This window comes from Lysinibacillus sp. GJ-1 (assembly GCF_021166035.1).
GTDB classification, from domain to species: Bacteria; Bacillota; Bacilli; order Bacillales_A; family Planococcaceae; genus Lysinibacillus; species Lysinibacillus sphaericus.
This window is the reverse complement of the sequence record NZ_CP088912.1, coordinates 2,277,222-2,296,276: the sequence shown is the minus strand read 5'-3', so window position 1 is coordinate 2,296,276 and position 19,055 is coordinate 2,277,222. Positions and strand designations below refer to the sequence as shown.

General features: G+C 36.7%; 19 protein-coding genes and 1 pseudogene. 17 read left to right on the top strand and 3 right to left on the bottom strand.

Features of this window, described 5'->3' with window-relative positions; all coding sequences use genetic code 11:
- Positions 1 to 348 precede the first annotated feature (348 nt).
- Positions 349 to 1,227 (top strand): tyrosine-type recombinase/integrase, encoded by an 879-nt coding sequence (locus LO754_RS10925; protein ID WP_231786244.1) that lies wholly within the window; start codon positions 349 to 351, stop codon positions 1,225 to 1,227.
- 44 nt (positions 1,228 to 1,271) lie between these two features.
- Here the strand turns inward: LO754_RS10925 and LO754_RS10920 are convergent, their stop codons facing one another.
- From LO754_RS10920 to LO754_RS10910, 3 genes and pseudogenes are all read right to left on the bottom strand, one after another.
- The gene (locus tag LO754_RS10920; protein WP_025219522.1) at positions 1,272 to 2,126 is read right to left on the bottom strand and encodes a transglutaminase family protein; all 855 of its coding nucleotides are present in this window, start codon (positions 2,124 to 2,126) and stop codon (positions 1,272 to 1,274) included.
- Between the two features lie 61 nt (positions 2,127 to 2,187).
- Complete coding sequence (locus LO754_RS10915) at positions 2,188 to 3,150, bottom strand: alpha-E domain-containing protein (RefSeq protein WP_231786243.1); 963 nt, start codon at positions 3,148 to 3,150, stop codon at positions 2,188 to 2,190.
- Positions 3,104 to 4,593, bottom strand: a pseudogene (locus LO754_RS10910) (circularly permuted type 2 ATP-grasp protein). The gene LO754_RS10915 and the pseudogene LO754_RS10910 overlap by 47 nt, the downstream one beginning before the upstream one ends.
- 76 nt (positions 4,594 to 4,669) lie before the next feature.
- Between LO754_RS10910 and LO754_RS10905 the strand changes: the two are divergent.
- From LO754_RS10905 to LO754_RS10830, 16 genes are all read left to right on the top strand, one after another.
- Positions 4,670 to 5,083 carry a hypothetical protein gene (locus LO754_RS10905; RefSeq protein WP_231786242.1) on the top strand — a complete coding sequence of 138 codons (414 nt, stop codon included), beginning with the start codon at positions 4,670 to 4,672 and terminating at the stop codon, positions 5,081 to 5,083.
- A 333-nt stretch (positions 5,084 to 5,416) separates the two neighbouring features.
- Complete coding sequence (locus tag LO754_RS10900; protein WP_024361695.1) at positions 5,417 to 6,373, top strand: tyrosine recombinase XerC; 957 nt, start codon at positions 5,417 to 5,419, stop codon at positions 6,371 to 6,373.
- 75 nt (positions 6,374 to 6,448) lie between these two features.
- Complete coding sequence (locus LO754_RS10895) at positions 6,449 to 6,952, top strand: DinB family protein (RefSeq protein WP_231786241.1); 504 nt, start codon at positions 6,449 to 6,451, stop codon at positions 6,950 to 6,952.
- 318 nt (positions 6,953 to 7,270) lie between these two features.
- Entirely contained in the window at positions 7,271 to 7,420 is a 150-nt protein-coding gene (locus tag LO754_RS10890) for a hypothetical protein (protein WP_024361697.1), read from the top strand.
- 200 nt (positions 7,421 to 7,620) lie between these two features.
- On the top strand, positions 7,621 to 7,776 hold the full coding sequence (locus tag LO754_RS10885) for a hypothetical protein (protein WP_024361698.1): 156 nt from the start codon (positions 7,621 to 7,623) through the stop codon (positions 7,774 to 7,776).
- Positions 7,773 to 7,943 carry a hypothetical protein gene (locus tag LO754_RS10880; RefSeq protein WP_024361699.1) on the top strand — a complete coding sequence of 57 codons (171 nt, stop codon included), beginning with the start codon at positions 7,773 to 7,775 and terminating at the stop codon, positions 7,941 to 7,943. The genes LO754_RS10885 and LO754_RS10880 overlap by 4 nt, the downstream gene beginning before the upstream one ends.
- A 433-nt stretch (positions 7,944 to 8,376) precedes the next feature.
- Complete coding sequence (locus LO754_RS10875; RefSeq protein WP_231786240.1) at positions 8,377 to 8,619, top strand: PAS domain-containing protein; 243 nt, start codon at positions 8,377 to 8,379, stop codon at positions 8,617 to 8,619.
- A complete protein-coding gene (locus LO754_RS10870; RefSeq protein ID WP_231786239.1) occupies positions 8,565 to 10,022 on the top strand; it encodes a GGDEF domain-containing protein in 1,458 nt (485 codons plus the stop codon). The genes LO754_RS10875 and LO754_RS10870 overlap by 55 nt, the downstream gene beginning before the upstream one ends.
- A gap of 307 nt (positions 10,023 to 10,329) precedes the next feature.
- The gene (locus LO754_RS10865; RefSeq protein ID WP_231786238.1) at positions 10,330 to 10,842 is read left to right on the top strand and encodes a GNAT family N-acetyltransferase; all 513 of its coding nucleotides are present in this window, start codon (positions 10,330 to 10,332) and stop codon (positions 10,840 to 10,842) included.
- 95 nt (positions 10,843 to 10,937) lie between these two features.
- A complete protein-coding gene (locus LO754_RS10860; RefSeq protein ID WP_231786237.1) occupies positions 10,938 to 11,615 on the top strand; it encodes a DUF6946 family protein in 678 nt (225 codons plus the stop codon).
- Between the two features lie 269 nt (positions 11,616 to 11,884).
- Positions 11,885 to 13,927 (top strand): helix-turn-helix domain-containing protein, encoded by a 2,043-nt coding sequence (locus LO754_RS10855; RefSeq protein ID WP_231786236.1) that lies wholly within the window; start codon positions 11,885 to 11,887, stop codon positions 13,925 to 13,927.
- 367 nt (positions 13,928 to 14,294) lie between these two features.
- The gene (locus LO754_RS10850; RefSeq protein ID WP_231786235.1) at positions 14,295 to 16,463 is read left to right on the top strand and encodes an acetate--CoA ligase family protein; all 2,169 of its coding nucleotides are present in this window, start codon (positions 14,295 to 14,297) and stop codon (positions 16,461 to 16,463) included.
- Between the two features lie 4 nt (positions 16,464 to 16,467).
- A complete protein-coding gene (locus LO754_RS10845) occupies positions 16,468 to 16,923 on the top strand; it encodes a MaoC family dehydratase N-terminal domain-containing protein (protein WP_024361705.1) in 456 nt (151 codons plus the stop codon).
- Between the two features lie 67 nt (positions 16,924 to 16,990).
- Complete coding sequence (locus tag LO754_RS10840; protein ID WP_024361706.1) at positions 16,991 to 17,413, top strand: MaoC/PaaZ C-terminal domain-containing protein; 423 nt, start codon at positions 16,991 to 16,993, stop codon at positions 17,411 to 17,413.
- A gap of 20 nt (positions 17,414 to 17,433) precedes the next feature.
- A complete protein-coding gene (locus LO754_RS10835) occupies positions 17,434 to 18,597 on the top strand; it encodes a thiolase C-terminal domain-containing protein (RefSeq protein ID WP_231786234.1) in 1,164 nt (387 codons plus the stop codon).
- Positions 18,598 to 18,608: 11 nt separating this feature from the next.
- Positions 18,609 to 19,022 carry a Zn-ribbon domain-containing OB-fold protein gene (locus LO754_RS10830; RefSeq protein WP_108030337.1) on the top strand — a complete coding sequence of 138 codons (414 nt, stop codon included), beginning with the start codon at positions 18,609 to 18,611 and terminating at the stop codon, positions 19,020 to 19,022.
- The last annotated feature ends 33 nt before the right edge of the window (positions 19,023 to 19,055 follow it).

Sequence of the window (19,055 nt, the reverse complement as noted above, 5' to 3'; positions counted from 1 at the left end):
AAAGCCCCCTACATTTAAATTGATACTTATATTATATAACACAAAGAGCAATAAACACTAAATAATACGAATTTTCATGTTTTTTCAACCTGTTACACAAGATTAATGGCATTTTATAGAGATTGTACTACAACAGATTATTGCTATTGTAATAAAGCAAAAGATATGAGAAACTACTATAAGAACATTTGTTTCTTTATTTCTTAAGGAGCATCGTCTACAGAAAGATAAGTCTAATTGATAATTACAGATTATCCGACACTACTATTTTTAAAGATAAATAATAACTTACGCACCATAAATAGTATAAAATAAAACTATCACACGCACAGTAAACAAGGAGGGCGCATGATGGTACCATTAAAGGAAGCATGGCAAAGTTATTTATTACTATTAAATTCTTTAAAGAAAAGTACTGCTACAAAGAAACAATACAACCTTGATGGACAGCAGTTTTTAGCTTTTGCAAGTGAGCAAAATGTACAAATGCTGGATAAACAATTGAAAGAATTATTATTTATGTATAGTAATTATCTAAAAGAAAATTATGAAAATGTTAATACTTTTAATCGGAAAATAGCGTCACTCCGTAGTTTTGTAGACTTTGTATTTTTGCGAGAATGGGTTGAACCGTTTGATTATGAAAGCATTTTACAGCCAAAAAAGAGGGGCAAGGATTCCTTAAAAGTGCTGACAAAAGAGCAATTGTTAAACATTTTAGAAGTATGGCCGACCTATTTTCAATATGCTAAAACACCTGAGCATGCGTGGCTTGCAAGACGGAATGGTTGTATTGTACAAATGTTTATCGAAACTGGTTGCAAGCCTGCTGAACTTGTCCGTATGAAATGGGGACATCTTGAGATTCCATCATCACATATTTCGATTTCAAACCAGAATGGCAGAAGGGAGATGAGACTTTCACCTATTTTGATGGAAATGTTACAGCATTATAAAAATGCGACGGAGGATATACATCAAGGGAATGTAGGGGAGTGGCTTTGGGTCAGTGAAACAAGTCTTACTAAATCGATCACGACAAAAACAATTGAACGGATTTTTCAAACACTATCAAAAGATATTGGCACAAATGTACGAGCGACAGATGTTCGTTACACGGTGCTACAAAGGGCGTTACAAAGTGAGGAAACGGTTGAAAACATACAACAAAAAATGGGATATGTTCGAAAATGGGTATTAACAGAACGAGGAGAACGTTTTAAGTAAGTGTGCAGCAATTGTCTCTCAAGCACAAATTGCTGCACTTCTTATTAAAAATGCGTTAACGCTTTTACTTGAACTTTTACCGTTAAATCATGTTTACCACCTGTATAGACGCCTTCGACAGGGCTAATATCGGTATAGTCACGTCCGATACATAAAATAATGTGATTTTCTAGTACTTCCACATTATTAGTTGGGTCTAACCCAATCCAACCAATACCAGGAATCATCACTTCAACCCAGGCGTGTGTTGCTATATCTCCGATTAAACCTGAATTTTCATCGACATATAAATAACCGCTTACATAGCGAGCAGGTATTCCTTTAGCGCGTAGTATAGCGAGCATAACGTGGGTGAAATCTTGACAAACTCCTCGTTTTAAGTCAAAGGCTTGGCTTGCAGTTGTCGTAACATTTGTTGCTGTTGGATCATACTCAAATGTTGAATATAAATATTGCATTAAATTAAGCGAAAACAGCACTGGATTTTCTGCGTGACCAATCGCATGAAACACTTCTTCTATCTGAACATCTGTCATATACGTAAAGTTTGTTGATTTTAAATAGGGCAAATAATGTTCATAAAAGAGTTGGGAATGAAAAATCGTCTGCATTTCGGGTGAATATTGAATGCGATGAATAAATGGTGCACGCTGTATACTAACGATGGATGTTGTTTCTATTTCTAGTACTTGATGTTGCTCCGGGATATAAAATGTACCGACTGTATTCCCCCAAATATCTGCATGCTCACGCGTTAGTGAAGATGGTGAAATCGCGATACGGTAAGACAGCAAGCGTTGACGCTCATCACCCCGAGGTTTCAAGCGGATAGTATTCAAGCTTTGATCGACTTCAGATTCATATTGAAAAATATTTGTATGTTGAATTTCAAATTTCATCGTGTCCGCTTCCTTTTGATTACTGACTTGCGTGTTGAAAGGGAGCTGTAAGTGGTTCCTTTCAAGCTTGTAGGCTGGGTTCATATAAATGATAAATTGCTGAAAATGTATGACCAAAATCAATACATTGACACAATCTTTCCTCCATTGAAAATATAGCTTCCTCTAAGGAAGATGTTGATAAATTGAGCTCGCTAATGGACGTTAACAAAGCTCGTAACGGTGTATTAAGTGCTACAAATCGAGCAGTGAGATGGTCTTTTTCAATATGCATAAATGCTTCCTCTAATTTTTTTAAACAGACCTTCACGGAGCGTGGAAAATGCGCATCCTGTAATAAATATTGCATAACACATAGTAAATTTGTTTGATGGTGCTTACGTTTATAAGATTCTGTTGCTTTTGATAAATCAAGCAAAAATATCCCATCGGCTTCTTCTATATTGCTAGTCATTGGTTGTTGCTCTAGCATTATTAATATCATACGGATCGTCTTTTCTGCACGTTCAATCCATTTGCCGACTTGCATAAAATAAAAAGGTAAATCTCGTTCCATTGAGTCTTCAACTAGTCCTGTAACCGTTAAAGATGTCTTACGTACATTGTGTAAAAAATAATTTAGGGATATTAACGGAAATGGCCGTTTCTGCACCGTTACTTCTTGTTGCATATATAAATAAAAGGCATTGTGTAATTCCCAAAGCTCAATAGGGATACTATCCCGTGTTATTCGTGCATTTTCTCGAACGGCGCGCAAAGTTGCATGCAAAGCGTTGCTATTGTTCTCAGAGAACAACAAGTACTCAATAAGAGGATTCACTCGAATGACTTCATAGCATGCTAGAAATTCTTCTTTCGAAGCACAAATATCTAAAATAGCTTCCCAATGGTCGAGATAATCATGTTCCTTACCAGATTGCTCCAGCATATTCAACAGCTGTACTTGTAATATATGTGCATTCGTTTCTGTGCGTTCACTATATCTTGCCATCCAATATAGTGCGTCTGCTACTCGACTTAGCATGCGGCAATTCCTCCTTTAATATCCACGTATCTTTTGCTCCGCCTCCTTGTGAGGAATTTACGACTAACGATCCTTCTTTTAGCGCAACACGAGATAACCCACCTGGAAGGACAAATATCTCATCACCTGTAATGACATATACACGCAAATCGACATGACAAGGATAGAATTTACCATTCTGATAGGCAGGTGCACGTGATAACTGAATGGTCGGTTGTGCTATATATTGATTTGGTTGGTTTACTATTTTTTGTCGGAAGCTAGCGATTTCTTCAGCACTGGCATGTGGACCAATCAGCATATCGTAGCCACCTGAGGCACTTACATTTTTTATAACAAGCTCGTGTAAATGTTTTAGTACCCATGCCCGCTGGTTTTCATCATCAAGATGGTAGGTTGTGACATTTTCTAATATAGGATCTTCATTTAAATAAAAACGAATCATATCTGGGACATAGGCATACATCGCTTTATCATCTGCGACACCGTTGCCCACTGCATTTAGTATTGCAATATTTCCTGCCTTATAAGCCTCGATTAAATAGGGCACGCCAAGTAAAGAATCTTCTCGAAAAGCAGTAGGATCTAAAAAGTCATCATCAATGCGGCGATAGATAATATCGATTTGCTCTAATCCGTAAATGGTTTTTTTATAAACTTTTAAATTTTGCACAATTAAATCGCGTCCTTCTACAAGCTGAATATTTAGTTGTTGCGCTAAAAAGACATGGTCGTAATAGGCTGAATTATACATACCGGCTGTTAAAAGGACTGCTTTCGGTTCAACATGAGCCTTTAAATTTCGTGGTCGATGTGAAAGTAGCGCTTTTTTCATATGGGTCATTTGTTTTTCAAGGGATTGAATCGTATGTTTGGAAAAAAATTCAGGATACACTTCCTTCATAACATAACGATTTTGGAATACATATGAAATGCCAGAAGGATTACGTAAATTATCTTCCAATACGCGGTAAACACCGTTTTGATCACGAATTACATCAATGCCAGCTAAAAAATATGATTATTTATTGGCACTTGAACACCCAACATTTCTCGACAATAATATGGATTTTGTTCGATAAGATTTTTGGGAATAATTCCGGCCGTTACAATTAACTGTTCATGATAAATATCATGTAAAAAACAATTTAACGCTTTGACACGTTGTTTCATACCGGTCTCAATCATCTTCCATTGTGCATGTGGGATAATAATCGGTACAAAATCAAAAGGCATTGTCCGTTCTGTCCCCCCTTGGGCACCATATACAGTAAATGTAATACCTTGTCTAAGGAAGCTCGATTGTGCTTGCTGGTATTTTTCTTCTAGCTGTTCTTGAGAAAAAGCACTTAGTTTACGATGGAAGGAGCGATAATGCGGTTTCGGCTGGTCACCATCTATCATTTCATCAAAAAAAGAACCCGAATCATATAATTTCATCATGTGAACCGCCTCCGAATTTAAGGAATAGTCAAAACATGTTACACTAAAAAGAATACATAAAAGGAGCTAGTAAAAAATGATAAACATTAACTTATTGCAAGCTTACGAGTTAGACAAGCTATCGAAACTAGGTATATCTGACGAGGAAATCTTACAGACATTGCGAACTGGGGAAGTATCGTCATGGCGTACAAAGGAACCCAATTATGAATTTCAAGAAACACTGGCTCTTTATCAAGAAGGGGAGCAACAATTTTTAGACGCGCTGCATGGTAATTATCGAATAAAATATGTAACATTACCTGGCATTCAGCGTTTACTATATCTTCGCTTTCAATTAGAAGAAACGAAGGACTTTCAATTGGCAGAAACAGGTATTAAGAATTTGGTGTGCGACGAAGCCATAATCTCGAAGCTTCTTAGCATGTTATCGACGAACTGGAAAATTACACAACAAATGGATGGCACATATAGCATTTTCGCTAATTAACTACAAATAACCAAAAAATCCCACGCGCATTGTGAGACGAATCGACTCGTATCATTACCCATGGAATCATTTTTCGATTCGTCTCAGCGTATAGTAGTATACTAGAGTTTAATATTCATTTTGAGACGCGTTTATGCATAAATAAATAGACCTTGCAAAAAAAATTTCAAAAAAAGATGATTTTTCATACGTAGAAAATCATCTTTTTTAATTACTAAAAATAAGAACATATGTTCAAGAAAGGGGAAAAGGGCATTTTTTTATCAATAACGTTCCCAAATTTATATTTGGGAACGTTTTTTATGGTAAAATAGAGAAAATAGAGGTGATTTTATGCAAAAGAATCCACAACCTAAAATAATGAAAGACTTCTTAGTGTACTTAACAACAATCAAAGGAAAGTCCCAACGCACTCGAAAAGAATATGAATACGATCTCACTTTATTCTTTCGTTTTCATTTAGCTATGCAAAATGATATAGATATCGCGCAATTAAACGAAGTCGATATTGCTACTATTACAATAGAAGAAATCCGTGACATCACTTTGGAAGATCTCTATTTATTTATGGAGTATTGTGAAGTACAACGTAAAAATTCTGCTTCCGCAAGAGCCCGAAAAGTCGCTACCTTAAAATCATTTTTCAAATACATTAAAGGAAAAAGACGCCTTATAGAAGAAAATCCAGCGGAGGAGTTGGAAACACCAAAGATTGGACGCAGAAAACCGATATACATGAATATGGATGAGGCGACCCAGTTTATTGAGGGTATTCAACTGCATCGCGCATCACCACGGAATTATTGCATGATGATGTTTTTCTTAAATCTTGGTATTCGCGTATCTGAACTGTGCCAACTGAATACTTCATCCTTACAAGGTCGTTATTTGACCGTAATCGGAAAAGGAAATAAAGAGCGTACGGTTTACTTAAATGATAGTTGCATGCAAGCGCTAAATAATTATGAACAGAGTGGGAAAACACCATACAAAGGGGAAGGGGAAGAGCCTCTTTTTGTTTCGCAAAAAGGAACACGTTTTACACGACAAACCGTCGCTAAAATTGTTAAGCAAATCAATAAACAATCGGGTCTACAAAAGGACAGACTTACACCACATAAATTGCGTCATACATCGGCGACAATGATGTATAAAGCCGGGGCAGATATTCGTAGCTTACAGCATATACTAGGACACTCCAGTGTCGCTACAACCCAAATCTATACCCATATTGAAGATGAGCAATTGCAACATGTTTTGGAGAATAATCCTTTTAATATTGTTGATTAATAACTAGCGTAAAAGCATACGAACAAGTAAGATGCATATATACAGAGTAGGGTCAAAACTGAAGGGGGAAAATATATGATTTCAACATATCTTGAACAATTAAGTACTACGAGAGAACAACTATTAAAGGAAATAGAAGTATTAAACGATGCACAATTTAATCAAAAACCTGATGCAAACAGTTGGAGCATTGCTCAAATATGTCATCATTTAGTGCTAGTAGAAACTTCAACAATGAAGGACATTTCATGGGGGTTAGCCTCTCAAGAAAATACCAAACCTGAACCGATCAATGTTAAACTAATGAAAGATAGAACAAAGAAGCTCGCAGCACCAAAAATTGTGGAACCGGCAGAGGAAGCATTTGCTGTCCAGCAAATGGTGACATTATTATATGAAACAAGAGCGAAACTAACGACATTTTTGCTTCAACTAGAAGAGCCATCCTTACTTGCTAAAAAAGCTGTGAATCACCCAGCCTTCGGACCATTGCCACTCAATCAATGGATTGAGCAAGTGTATTTGCATGAACAACGACACATTGAACAAATACATGAAATGAAAGGAATTGTCATTTAACTTGGACTAGGAGTTACGATGAAGAAAAGAAAACTAAAGCAGATTATGAAAAACAATTTGAAAGAACTAAGAAATTGTGCGTTTATAGAAATTATTTGGAATATCATTCTATGGATTCCGAGACAAATTTTTCGTTTACTAAAAAATATACTATAAAATTGTATCGAAACCCGAGTTCTGACGTTGATTACGCAGAAGTCGGGTTTTTTATTTTACAATTCGTTATGAATATTTACTTGACGAACAACATAATCTGTTATATATTAAATAAAAATAAAAACAACTGTTATAAAACAGTTTGTGCAGGAGGAATTGTATATGTCAAAGTATCGAGATGGTTATGAGTTTTATTGTGAAATGTGTGAACGTTATGGGCTAGAGCCAATTTCATTCCGTTATTACATTATCCAATTATCACAGCAACAACTTTCAGCTTATAATATGCAAGCAAAACAACTTGGAATTTAAAATAATCGCTACAAAGGATGTGGTTATAACGGACGCCAAAGTGAATAGTTTATGAAAAGCCCAGCCATACTAAATACATGGACTGGGCTTTGATTAATATGAAAGAAATTTCAGAAATATTATTGACTTGAGTTGATATCTGTTATATATTATTTATACAAATAAACAACTGTTATAGTACAAAGAGAAGAGGAAAATGGATGGCACATTATAGAGAAGGTTATGAGTTATATTGTAAAAAATGCGAGCAGTTTAATTTAGAGCCTATTAATTTTTATTATTATATGAATAAGTTATCTCAGGAGCAATTAGCGTGCTACAATGAAGCAGCACACGAAAGGAAGTTATTGGCATGACGGACTATCGACAAGGCTATGAATTTTACAGACAGATTTGTGATCAACATGGATTAGAACCAATAAACTTTCACTACTATATATTAAACTTATCACAAGAACAACTAGATGCTTACAATGAACAAGCAAAAATTGTGGGAGGTCAAATTGAATATGAAGTGTCTTAACATGTAAAAATGCCTTGCTGCCAGCTGTGACAGTAAGGCTTTTTTAATTTTTTATAAGAATCTATTTTATTGTTTTAAAGGTAAATAGTATAACGATAGTTTTAATAGTAGGACAAATGTAATTATTGAGATTGGTAAATTGTCGAATGAAGTGCGTTTAAAGTCATTCTTTTTTGTCTAATTTATTGAAATCTATAAAATTAGATAATTGTAGATTTTATATTTGGGTTGAATTAACTGCTTTTCTAAGACTATAATATAATTACATAAAAAAGGGCCAGCTACCACAACTTTATACCTCACTATTATGTAAAGAAAAAGTACTAAACCCTCTTATTTTAATGAACGGAGAATGAAAAATGATGAATATCACGCCTGGTAGTATTAATCAAGTTAACTACAGCCTGAAAGAATTACAAGATATTTTTCAGCAATGAATAGTTCGATCATTGTTGCTATTACAGATCGGACCGGAAAAATAACATTTGTTAATGATCATTTTTGTAAAATCTCGAAATATAAGCGTGAAGAATTAATTGGACAAGATCACCGTTTACTAAACTCAGGTTTCCATCCTAAATCTTTTTTAGAGAAATGTGGAAATCAATTGGTAAAGGAGATATGTGGAATGGTGAGGTGTGCAATCGCGCCAAAGATGGTAGCTTATACTGGGTGAAAACAACAATCATTCCTTTCCTCGATGATAATAACAAACCTTATCAATATATTGCCATTCGAGTAGATATTACTGCACAAAAGGATATTAAGAAAATTACCCATATTGCTTATCATGATGAATTAACAGGGTTACCAAACCGTCGTAAGTTAGAACAACGTTTAGAAAATGAATTCCATCAATCTCGACGTACAGGTGAGAAGTTTGCGTTATTTTTCATTGATGTGAATCGTTTTAAAAACATAAATGATGGACTTGGCCACATCATCGGTGATATGTTCCTTGTGGAAATGGCAAATCGTATTCGTAATGTAGACTACACATCTAACTCTTTCTATCGCCACAATAGTGATGAATTCGTTATGATATTAAATGATGTTTCACGAATTGAAGAAATGGCAAAAGAAATAATTGGGGTTTTCGATGATAGCTTCATCGTAGACGCTTACGAATTTTATGCAAGTATAAGCATTGGTATTAGTGTTTTTCCGGATCATGCCAATACAATAGAAGATTTATTAAAAAATGCTGATATAGCGATGTATGCTGCAAAATCAACTCGAGGCAATCAATATCGACTTTATAGACATAATATGGATGAGGCAAATGATAAGTGGTTACTACTTGAAACCAAACTACACCAAGCATTAAAAAAAGATATACTAGAACTACATTACCAGCCAAAAATTGATTTAAAAACAGATCGAGTTGTTGGGATGGAAGCTTTACTGCGTTGGTACGATCCTGAATTAGGACAAATGCCACCAGATCGTTTTATTCCGTTTGCTGAAGAATGTGGACTTATCAATGATATTGGTGTTTGGGTATTACATAAAGCTTGTGCACAAGTATGTGCATGGAACAAAACATTTCATTCAAATTTAAGCGTTGCTGTCAATATATCACCCATTCATATTAGCACACCTGGTTTTGTTGAAATGGTACGTGATGTCATTGCAGCTACAAAAATCGATCCGCATTTATTAGAAATCGAAATTACAGAGATGAGTATGCTAGACTATACGGAAGATTTAATTAATACTATTGAACAGTTAAGAGCATTAGGGATTACTATTGCGTTAGACGATTTCGGAACAGGCTATTCATCCTTAAATTATTTAAAAAAATTCCCAGTAGATGTGTTAAAAATCGATCGCGCGTTTGTTCGTGATATTTTACCAGAGAAAACAGGGATTGCAATGATTTCCGCAATGATTTCCTTGGCTCATGCATTAAATCTCCAAGTAGTAGCAGAAGGAGTCGAAGAAGAGGCTGAATTAAATGTACTGCGAGAGCATGGCTGTGATTTCGTACAAGGCTATTACTTTAGCAAACCACTATCGGTGAAAGATTTTACCACAATCATCTTAAATCAATCGCCAACAAGTAAATCTAACTCCTAAATGGGGCTAGATTTATTTTCTTAAATATAGTTTACATAATAATATTATTGTATGAATTGTGGCTGCAAGAAATTCATGGTATAATTTGGTTCTAACAAGTTGCATTCAGGGAAATTGCTTAAACACTTAATCAATTTGCCTTTGCTCTTGCTAAAAGAACGATAGGCGTGCAAACAGCAAGCTGTTATCAGCGAAGATTGCTTGCATTAAATCTAAACAATAATGAAATGGGAGTAGCTGCCAATAATATATACCTATTTTTAAATTTTTGTCTAATAAAGATGTCAAAAATGATAATAGGAGAATCATGATGATTGAATTAAAAACAGCAAGATTAAGAATACTACCGCTAAGTGCAGATAATCTAAAACTACTTATTGAGAATCCAAAGAAGTTAGACCTACAATTTTCTTTCATTGAATCAAGTAGTTCTCTAAGTATGGAACTTCAACAAGCTATGGAAATTCGACTTTCTAAGTTACTACGTGATAAGGATAATTATATTTGGTATACCAATTGGTTCATCGTCTCGCATAGTCAAAATTGTAGTGTTGGAGGGATTATGGTAAAAGGACTTCCAAACAACAATGGAGAAGTCATAATTGGGTATTACACTTTACCTGAATATCAAGGAAACGGCTATATGACAGAAGCACTTGAAACAATGAAAAATTGGTTGTTAAATCAACCCAATGTGAAGTGTGTTATTGCGGATACGGAAAAAGACAATATCGCATCCCATAGAGTATTAGAAAAGTCCGGTGCGAAACTGTATAAAGAAACAGCTGCATTATATTATTGGAAATTTACCCAAAAATAGTGACTTAAAAAAGAGCCTTCATATCAAAAAATGAAGACTCTTTTTGCTATAGCAAAATATGAAATGAATTATAAAAATAATAATGAGGTGAGCTAATGGGCAAATTTTTTGTACCGTCAAAAGGCATACTGTCGTGGAAAGAATACCTTGCAGATCCTCTAAAGCAATGGAAAAAAGGATGCTCTGCTTTTGAATTAGCTGTTAGTTGGGAAAATGCGAATAATTTGCCATACACCGTGGACAATGTATTTAAAAATAGTAACATTACTTTATTTCACAATATTGAAGTATTATTTGGGTTTCCTGAATACAAGGTAGCTTTACCTGGAGGAAATGCAAGTTCACAAACGGACCTTTATATACTCGCAAAAGCGCATAATGAACTTATCCCGATGATGATAGAAGGGAAGGTAGCAGAACCTTTTGGAAAAACTGTTGATAGCTGGTTAGGAGATAACCCAAGTGAAGGAAAAAGGAAAAGATTAGCTTATCTACTCCAATTATTTGCTTTAGAAGAAGCGTCGGTAAAAAAGATAAGGTATCAGTTATTACATCGAGCAGCATCCGCTTTAATAGAAGCAAACCGAGTAAATGCTCATAATGCCCTAATACTAGTCCATTCTTTTAGCAATACTGCCGCATGGTTTGAAGATTTCGTAGCATTTGTTGAGCTGTTTCATATATCCCCGAAGCAAAATACGATTGTTGGTCCAATACAGTTTAATCACGTAAATTTGTATTTTAGTTGGATAACAGATGTAAAAAGTATTTAAATGGGCGCTTTTGCGGACATATCATTAGCCACAACCCTCCACTCCTATCAATTCGAAACGGCATCGGATTTTTCGAGCCATTTTGCCTACACCCGAAGACCTCTTTATTTTTAAAGAGGTCTTTTCGTTTTTAATAGATACATAGTTACTTTAACACTATCCAAAATATAAATATAGAATATTCTGTTAATAGGTGTTAAAATGACCATTATACACATATAGTACAAGTTATAAGTCATCTGGGTTCGCATTTTTTCAAGGAGGTATTCATGATAAATAAAAATGATTACGACAATGTTGCCTTTAACCAATTGGAAATGCTACGAAATGAGATTAATCGGACTACAATGAATCGAAAGTTGGTCAATAAAATTGATAACTATTATGTACTTTGTATCTACGAACAACAAAAAATAGCGTGTAATGATCAAGCGACGAAAGAGATTACGTTGACAAAAAATGTGATGTCCAACTCGTTTGTTATTTGGGATCGTACCTATAAAGAGAGTGAACAGCTATTTATGAACTTACGAATTTCTTCTAGAAATCGTGTTATCACTGAAATTGCCAAAAACATCGTTTCGTTTTTACTGCAAAAATATGAGGACCAACTAAATGAAACGCAGAAGCGGACGTCAATGCATAATAACGGACTTCATTACGAGAGATATATTCATCGAATGGAGCAAATGATTAAGGCGAACACATTTCTAGGTGAAGATAATGCGTGGGAAGAGTTTTGCTCATGGTTTCAAGTCTACTTAACAGAGTGGGTACTGGAAGAACTAGAAAGTACGTTAGGCTCTGAAAAGGTGCATCAGTTGAGCAGTCAGGAATTAAATCACGTATTTTTTCAGCAAATAACGAAAAATCTAGCATCTAATGCATCGTTTATTTCAAAATATACAAATATCGTCAATCATTATATGGCGCAATGGTTTCATACTATTATTGCATTAATGAAGCTCACGGATTTAAACGCTCAAGAAATTGCTTCCATGCTTCAAATCGCAAACTCGAGTAACGAGGATACCTTACCACATAGTAAAAATTTAATTTTTTCATTAGGGGTAGAACAGCACCTCCATGTCATGAATAATGCACCGTATCAGTATGTCCGAGAAGCATTATATAAAAATAGTTTTCAATCCATCGACACTACACCTTGGCCGACTACACCATTAGTCAAAGGACATGTAGAAGGCTTAATCCAATTACGCCCGTTTCAATATAATGACGGCTCTATCGACACACATACAGAGATTGAACAAGCCCAAAATCTAGCACAAAGCTTAACGGATTTAGACGTTGATATGTTTGATGCCTTATGTAGTATCTTTCTATCTAAAGCAAGGTATGTTGAAGATATTATTGAAATCCACTTTAATGATTTATTGAGGATTCGTGGTTTAAAGCCGAAATTAGGAGGCGAAGGGCGAAGAGGTGGGTATGAGCAACAACAAAAAGACAAAGTTTTGCAATCGCTTACAAAAATTCAGAGCTTATGGCTCGAATTAAATAAAGCAACGATTTATGAAAAAGGCAAGCCTGTTCAAACACAACTACAAGGACGAACATTTCTTTTTGTCGATGAAAACCGAAATGAATATAATATTGCTCGTATAGACAATCAAAAAACATTTACGGTCACAGTCGATAAAATTTTTACAAAGTATCTTTATGGCTCTGGAAGACAAATTGCCTTGTTACCGATTCAAACGTTGCATTATAACCCCTACAGTCAAAAATGGGAAAAAAGATTGGCACGCTATTTGAGTTGGCGTTGGCGAACGCAAGCAAGAAAGGGCGATTTCTTACAACCAAATAAAATCCGAACGTTGCTAGAAGCAATTGGAGAAAATATCAATGAACGTACACCTTCTCGCACGAGAGATCGCTTAGAAAAAGCGCTAGACCAATTACTCGAAGATGGCGTTCTTGCTGCATGGCATTATCATAAATGGGATGAATCCATCGCCAATCATAAAGGATGGGTGCGCTTATGGTTAGATGCTACGATTCTTGTTGAACCACCTGAACTTATAAAAGAACAATACCGGTCCATTGAAAAGACAAAAAATACAACACATTCTATAAGTTATATCCAAAATAGCGTACAACATAAAGACAAGGAGGCTACTATCGGCAATCAATTGCGAGCCATACGCAAACAATTTAATCTATCGCTTTTACAAGTTTCTGAAGAACTTGAAATTTCATCTTCATATATAAGTAATATCGAGCGAGGCATCAAAACCCCTTCTGTCAAAATTCAAAACAACATAAAGCGATGGCTTCAAAAATTTCATTAAAAGAATATTGTATTAGCATAAAGCGACCTATCTATCGTTTGAATACGGTATATAGGTCGCTTTTTTTATTCCCACCTATATCCGCTTCTAATCTTCATTTATAGTTAGCTCCTATTGCCATTTTTACCGTTATCCTACCCTTAAGTCGAGGTCATCGTGTGTAGAAGTCGTGGTTAATGTGTGCATTAAAGAAAATAAAAATATTTTACCCCTTGCCTTGCCTATGCTATTTACTTATTTTTCTTTTTTTCACTCCCTAATAATTAAATTATTTTACAGCTTCTTTTTTTCATTGTCTCTAAAACGTGTTCGATACAATGGACAACATAATCAAGTGTTTTCTATTATTTGAAACCGAGGTGAAATAATGAAGAAAGAATTAAAGGCTTATGAAACGTTAGAACCTTTGTTTAATCCAAAGTCTGTGGCAGTACTAGGCGCCTCTACCAATCCATATAAAATTGGCTACATTCAATTGAAAGCGCTAATCGATGGTGGATTTAAAGGAGACATTTATCCAATTAATCCGAAAGCTAGTGAAATAGAAGGTCTGCCATGCTACCCTTCGATCACAGCTGTACCCGATGAAGTAGATTTAGCTATATTTTGTGTAGGGGCAGAGCAAATTCAGGATAATCTCCAAGTATGTGCCAAAAAGAAGGTGAAAGCTGCCATTATTTTCGCATCTGGTTTCGCTGAAATTGGTGAAGAAGGTGTCATGTTACAACAAGATTTAGCGACCATTGCGAAAGAACATGGCATTCGTATTATTGGCCCGAACTGTGTAGGGCTAGTGAACACAACGAATGGTATGATTGGCACATTTTCACCAGCGATTTTGGCAGTGCCATTGCATGAAGAAAAAGCAGTAGGCTACGTTTCGCAAAGTGGAGCATTTGGCGTTTTAACATATATGGCCGCTGCACAAAAAGGGCTAAGCTTTAATTATTTTGCAAGTGTCGGCAACGAAATGGAAACAGAATTTTCGGATGTAGTGGAATATATGATTCATGATCCCAAGACAAAAGTGATTACAGGCTACCTAGAAGGGGCCAAAGATATTAAGAAGCTTCGACGTTTAGCAAAAGAAGCGCTGAATCGCAAAAAGCCAATCGCGTTAATGAAAACGGGCAGAAGTACAGCTGGCAGTAGAGCAGCCGCTTCACATACAGGCTCTTTAGCTGGTTCAGATTTAATTTATGATGCATTTTTTAGACAAAGTGGCATTGTCAGAGTCGATGATTATGAAGATATTATTACTTTTTCAAAATTATTTTTATCCAATCGACTACCACAAGGAAAAAATACGGTGTTAATTACTAGTTCTGGTGGACGGGGCATTAACGAAGCAGATCGCTGTGAAGGTTTAGGCTTAAACATTCTACCACTAAGTGAAAAGACGAAGAATGAGATTAAAAAGCACATTCCTTCTTTCGGAAGTGCCAGCAATCCAATCGACTTAACGGCAGCCGCTTCAGTAACCAATCCCGAGCTGTATATAGCGCCATTACGAGCACTCATTGCTGATCCAGAAGTGCATAATATTATTTTAACGGAATTTCCATTGTACTGGGAGGCGGATAATCCATACCTTCAGGAGTTTATTGAGCTATGTAAAAACTCCGATAAATTCGTTTTTATTACAACATTCCCATTGGACGGTATGTCTGTTCCTAAAGGGAAAGAGACGCTTGAGAAAAATGGCATTCCCGTTATACCAGGTGATTTAAATCCAATTAAAGGTTTAGCGAAGCTTGTGGAATATAGCGAAAGTTATCGAAAGCATCAGCAAAAAACGCGCCAACAAGAGGACACGACAATCAAGCGAATAGACATTTCACATATTCGTGGAACAACACTAAGCGAAGCACAAGCTACGGACATACTCGATGTCTATGGCATTCCCACAACGAAACGTACGGTGGCTACTACGGCAGAGGAAGCGGTTCAATTTGCCAATGCTATTGGATATCCTGTTGTCTTAAAAGTCGATTCAGCAGATATCCCTCATAAAACTGAAGCCGATGCTATTCGTCTTAATGTGCAATCAGCGAACGAAGTAATGAAAGCGTTTACTGAAATTTATCACAATGCGAAAACCTATAAAGCCGATGCGCAAATCAATGGTATTGCCGTACAAGAAATGCTACCAGAAGGAACAGAGGTGATTATTGGCGCGACAAAAGATCCGAATTTCGGTCCTGTCGTTATGTTTGGATTAGGCGGTATTTTTGTTGAAGTCTTTAAAGATATTTCATTTAGGGTCGCACCACTAACGAGAGCTGATGCCGTTGAAATGATAGAAGAAGTAAAAGGGAAAGCGCTTTTAAAAGGAGCACGTGGCAAAGCACAGAGTGATATCGAAGCCATTATTGATGTCTTACTCAAGGTATCGCAGCTTGTTACGGAAAATGAAGCGGTGATAGAAGAATTAGACATCAATCCTTTAATTGTTTACGAAGACGGTGTAAAGGCGGCAGACGCGATGATTGTCATCAATAAAGATGTAATAGAAAAGTCAGTAGTCGGGAGGTAAATAGATGGAACTAGATCAACGTTTAATTGGCTTAACAGGACCCCACTATGTTTTTGAAGTAGAGAAAAGGCATATTCGACAGTTTGCACAAGCAATCGGCGATCCAAATCCATTATATGTGGATGAAGCCTTTGCTAAATCAACCAGTTACGGTGGTATTATTGCCCCGCCGAGCTTTCCAGTTGCGATAGGTGCTGACAGTGGACAAGGCATTAACTTGCCATTGGATTACAGTCGCATGCTACATGGTGAACAAGAGTTTATTTATCAACGTCCAATTCGCTCTGGGGATCGTTTGCATTGTCAGATGAAGGTAACAAATGTCTATGAGAAAGAAGGCAAAAATGGAACAATGCAGTTTTTAGTAATGGATACAGAAATGAAAGATGAAAACGGGGAGCTTGTCGTAATTAGTCGCACCAATATCATTTATCGCGCATTAGCCAGTGCTAAAGCGTAACGATACTGTTGAACGAAGATTTACGCTCTTCGTTCAGCTTTCACTCGATAACTAAGGGGGAAAAATCATGCTTCAATTGAAAGAATTACAACAAGGGCAAAAGCTGGCACCACTGGTGAAGCCTGCTGTTACGAAAGTTCAGCTTGTCAAGTATGCGGGTGCATCAGGGGATTTTAATCCTTTACATACGGATGATGCATTTGCTCAAAGTATTGGAATGCCTGGCGTAATTGCACATGGAATGCTTGTCATGGGCTTTCTAGGTCAATACGTTATGGAACTTGCTGGTACATCTGCTACGCTTACGAATTTTAAAATGCGTTTTGGTGCGATGACGAGACCTGGTGATGAAATTACCTGCTTGGCTATCGTCAAAAAAATTTACCAAGAACAAGCAAAACAATTCGTTGATTTGGATTTGTATGCGGAGAAAGCACCAGGGAAAATTGTAGGGTTTGGTGAAGCGACATTACAACTGATTGAACTATAGGAAACAAGGAGGTTAGCAATATGGCTACTATTAAAGATCGCTATGCCATTGTGGGGGTAGGCGAAAGTGAACGTTCAAAAAATTCGGGTACAACACCTTTACATTTAGCATTAGATGCTGCCCGAACTGCATTAAAAGATGCAGGTTTAGAAGCGCGAGAAATTGATGGTTTTATGAGCTACTCGGAAAATGATTCTTGTACATCACATCAACTAGCAACCTATTTAGGAGTACGACCAAAATATGTAAAAGATATTATGGGCGGCGGCAGTAGTACAGAGATGTTAATTGCGGATGCCATTGGCTTAATCGAAACAGGTCAGGTCAATACCGTACTTATTTACCGTTCAATGAATGGCCGTTCTGGCGTTCGAATGGGCGGAGGTGGCTGGGATGTCAATATGCTACAAGGTGCGATGGATGGCGGAAGCTTTTTTATTCCGTATGGAGCTGGTGGACCAGGGCAATGGTTCGGTTTATTTGCAACGCGTCATATGCAACAAACTGGACTGACACATGAGCATTTAGGACATGTTTGTGTCAGTTTTTATGAGCACGCACAACGGAATCCGAAAGCCTTTTTCTATGGTAAACCACTTACGATGGAAGAGTATTTAAAGACACCACCTTTAAGCTACCCATTCTCTAAGCATGATTTTTGCCTAGAATCAGATGAAGCCAATGCGATTATCGTCACATCCGCTGAAAAAGCAAAGGATTGCAAGTCAAAGCCTGTCTATATTATGGGCATTGAAGCGAGACGCACGGTATCACATGCGCATTATTGGACGAATTTAGATGAAGTGGCATCTGACTTTGTAGCGCCTTCTCTTTATAAAAAAGCGGGGGTGACACCACAAGATATTCAGGTCGCTTCAATTTATGATTGCTTTAGTTGGGTTGTATTACGGCAGTTAGAAGCATATGGCTTTGCAGCACGTGGCGAAGTAGGTGATTTCGTTGCGAGTGGCAACCTAAAAATGGGAGGAAAGCTACCAACGAATACAGCAGGTGGCATGCTTTCAGAAGGCTATACACATGGTATGAACAATGTGCTGGAAATTGTTCGTCAAATTCGTCATGACTATCAAGGAACAGATCGACAGGTGAAAAATTGTGAAATCGGTATTTGTACGGGTTGGTCTGGCTCTGATATTGCAGGTGCAATGATTTTAAGAAATTAGGAGGGAAAGTCATGTATCAAAAACCAATTCCACTGAAAACACAAGATAATCAACCATATTGGGATGCGGCGGATCGCCATGAGTTAATGCTACAAAAATGTCAAACATGCCATGCCTATAACCACCCGCCAGGTCCGGCTTGTGCAAAATGCGGGTCCACAGAACTGAACTGGGAAAGTCAAGGTTGTCATATTACAGGAACTATTTATTCCTATGTGGTGTCCTATAGACCTTTCTTACCGGGCTTTCAAGACGAGTTGCCGACGATTATTGTGGTCGTACAGTTAGACCATTTACAAGAGGTAAAGATTATCGGCAATGTGCTGGAGTGTCCACCAGAGGAAATAAAAATCGGCATGCCTGTGAAAATGATATGGCAAGATATTACGGAAGATCGTGCGCTTCCTCAATGGATACAGGCTTAAGTAAATCTTAAATATTCATAGAAAGGGATGATT

What these genes read in the sequence shown, in the direction of transcription:
- LO754_RS10925 (WP_231786244.1), top strand. Translation starts at nt 349, where the DNA reads ATGATGGTACCATTAAAGGAAGCATGGCAAAGTTATTTATTACTATTA.
- LO754_RS10830 (WP_108030337.1), top strand. Translation starts at nt 18,609, where the DNA reads ATGTATCAAAAACCAATTCCACTGAAAACACAAGATAATCAACCATAT.
- LO754_RS10880 (WP_024361699.1), top strand. Translation starts at nt 7,773, where the DNA reads ATGACGGACTATCGACAAGGCTATGAATTTTACAGACAGATTTGTGAT.
- LO754_RS10865 (WP_231786238.1), top strand. Translation starts at nt 10,330, where the DNA reads ATGATGATTGAATTAAAAACAGCAAGATTAAGAATACTACCGCTAAGT.
- LO754_RS10835 (WP_231786234.1), top strand. Translation starts at nt 17,434, where the DNA reads ATGGCTACTATTAAAGATCGCTATGCCATTGTGGGGGTAGGCGAAAGT.
- LO754_RS10895 (WP_231786241.1), top strand. Translation starts at nt 6,449, where the DNA reads ATGATTTCAACATATCTTGAACAATTAAGTACTACGAGAGAACAACTA.
- LO754_RS10845 (WP_024361705.1), top strand. Translation starts at nt 16,468, where the DNA reads ATGGAACTAGATCAACGTTTAATTGGCTTAACAGGACCCCACTATGTT.
- LO754_RS10890 (WP_024361697.1), top strand. Translation starts at nt 7,271, where the DNA reads ATGTCAAAGTATCGAGATGGTTATGAGTTTTATTGTGAAATGTGTGAA.
- LO754_RS10920 (WP_025219522.1), bottom strand. Translation starts at nt 2,126, where the DNA reads ATGAAATTTGAAATTCAACATACAAATATTTTTCAATATGAATCTGAA.
- LO754_RS10900 (WP_024361695.1), top strand. Translation starts at nt 5,417, where the DNA reads ATGCAAAAGAATCCACAACCTAAAATAATGAAAGACTTCTTAGTGTAC.
- LO754_RS10885 (WP_024361698.1), top strand. Translation starts at nt 7,621, where the DNA reads ATGGCACATTATAGAGAAGGTTATGAGTTATATTGTAAAAAATGCGAG.
- LO754_RS10855 (WP_231786236.1), top strand. Translation starts at nt 11,885, where the DNA reads ATGATAAATAAAAATGATTACGACAATGTTGCCTTTAACCAATTGGAA.
- LO754_RS10870 (WP_231786239.1), top strand. Translation starts at nt 8,565, where the DNA reads ATGTGGAATGGTGAGGTGTGCAATCGCGCCAAAGATGGTAGCTTATAC.
- LO754_RS10850 (WP_231786235.1), top strand. Translation starts at nt 14,295, where the DNA reads ATGAAGAAAGAATTAAAGGCTTATGAAACGTTAGAACCTTTGTTTAAT.
- LO754_RS10875 (WP_231786240.1), top strand. Translation starts at nt 8,377, where the DNA reads ATGAATAGTTCGATCATTGTTGCTATTACAGATCGGACCGGAAAAATA.
- LO754_RS10860 (WP_231786237.1), top strand. Translation starts at nt 10,938, where the DNA reads ATGGGCAAATTTTTTGTACCGTCAAAAGGCATACTGTCGTGGAAAGAA.
- LO754_RS10905 (WP_231786242.1), top strand. Translation starts at nt 4,670, where the DNA reads ATGATAAACATTAACTTATTGCAAGCTTACGAGTTAGACAAGCTATCG.
- LO754_RS10840 (WP_024361706.1), top strand. Translation starts at nt 16,991, where the DNA reads ATGCTTCAATTGAAAGAATTACAACAAGGGCAAAAGCTGGCACCACTG.
- LO754_RS10915 (WP_231786243.1), bottom strand. Translation starts at nt 3,150, where the DNA reads ATGCTAAGTCGAGTAGCAGACGCACTATATTGGATGGCAAGATATAGT.